Raw genomic sequence first — 1,342 nt, forward strand, 5'->3', positions numbered from 1 at the left:
CCGCGAGCTGCCGGATCAGGCCGCCCGCGATGCCGGCCGCCTGCCACAGGTCGACCGTGTGCAACGACCGGCGGGGGTCGAGCCGCTCCAGGAGCAGCGCGCCCCGGTCGGGTTGGGCCTCCAGCAGCTGCACGGCGCCGTTGCCGCGCCAGGTGCGCAGCGCGAGTGTCTCGCCGGCCACGCTGCCCTCCCGCCAGCTCAGCTTGAGCGCGCAACGTTGCGGCCCCCGCAGCACTAAGAGCACCAGACCGAGCCCGCCGTGCAGCGGGGCCGGGTCATCGATCTCCAATTGCCATTGCCGGCACATGTCTCGCACCACATGAGGCAATTCTTCAAGCCACTGGCGGGCGGCTTCGCCACCGGTGCGGGCGCACCACTGCGCGAACTCTGCGGGCACCGCAATCATTGAACGTCAACGAGCTCGAGCGTCACGGTCGCGGTGTCGCCCGCCTCGATGCCCTCGGACCTGCGGACGGCGCGCTTGATGGGCAGCACATAGGCCTTGCGGCCGCTGTCGGGGAAGATGGACGTCGCCCACGTGCTGCGGCCGATCGTGACCCGCACGCGCACCGAGCCGAACCCGCGCCGCGGCGGGCCGTCGGCCAGCTCGCGGATCTCTTCGGACAGGTCGGTCGGCACGGAAACGAACGTCCAGCTGTCGTCGCGCCGCGCATCCCATATCCACAGCTCGGCTTCAAACTCGAACACCACGGGCCACAGCATCACACACCGGTACGACAATTCAGCTCACGCCAGTTCAGGACGTCGTCGCCCAGCGCCGCGGCAGATGCCAACAGTGCCAGCCGGGCCGCCCGCACCTGCGGGTCGTGCGCCATGACAATGACCGAGGTGAACAGGTCGTCGATCGCCGATGGCAGATCCCCACCCGCCGCGAGCAGCTGGGCGAGATCGGCGGGCGAAGTCAGCGCCGAACGCGTCCGCGCCACAGCCTCGTGCAGGCGCCGCTCGGCCGGATGCGTCAGCAGCTGCGGGTCAACGGGCGGGTGGTCTCCGGTCGGCACGATGCGGCGAGCACGCTTCAGCGCGGCGGCGAGACGACGGAAATCGTCGCGTTTGGACAGTTCGGTGAGCTGGCCGAGGAGCAGATCGGCGTGCCGCGGGCGGTCTGCGTGGATGAGCACGGCTCGTACCCTGTCGATGGGATGGCCCTCATCAAGCAGCCGCCGCTCAAATCTGCGGACGAGAAAATCCCAGATGTGGTACCGAGCACCGCCACCCACTTCCACCGGCTGGCACGCCGCCGCGACCGACAGCGCGTGCGCCAACGACAGCCGCGCGAAGGCGGGCGTGTCGCGGTGGATCGCGATCGCGCCGAGCGCGG

Annotated in this window: 2 protein-coding genes and 1 pseudogene; all 3 read right to left on the reverse strand. The window is 70.2% G+C overall.

What is annotated here, in order from left to right; all coding sequences use genetic code 11:
• Positions 1–397, reverse strand: a 397-nt coding sequence (locus DM816_RS41895) for an aminoglycoside phosphotransferase family protein (RefSeq protein WP_246002759.1), incomplete at its 3' end; no start/stop codon positions are given.
• Between the two features lie 5 nt (positions 398–402).
• Complete coding sequence (locus DM816_RS41900; RefSeq protein ID WP_117215945.1) at positions 403–711, reverse strand: DUF1905 domain-containing protein; 309 nt, start codon at positions 709–711, stop codon at positions 403–405.
• 11 nt (positions 712–722) lie between these two features.
• Positions 723–1,342 (reverse strand): annotated as a pseudogene (locus tag DM816_RS41905) (glycine--tRNA ligase subunit alpha/beta); the annotation flags it as partial.

Source organism: Allorhizocola rhizosphaerae (assembly GCF_003426775.1).
GTDB lineage: Bacteria > Actinomycetota > Actinomycetes > Mycobacteriales > Micromonosporaceae > Allorhizocola > Allorhizocola rhizosphaerae.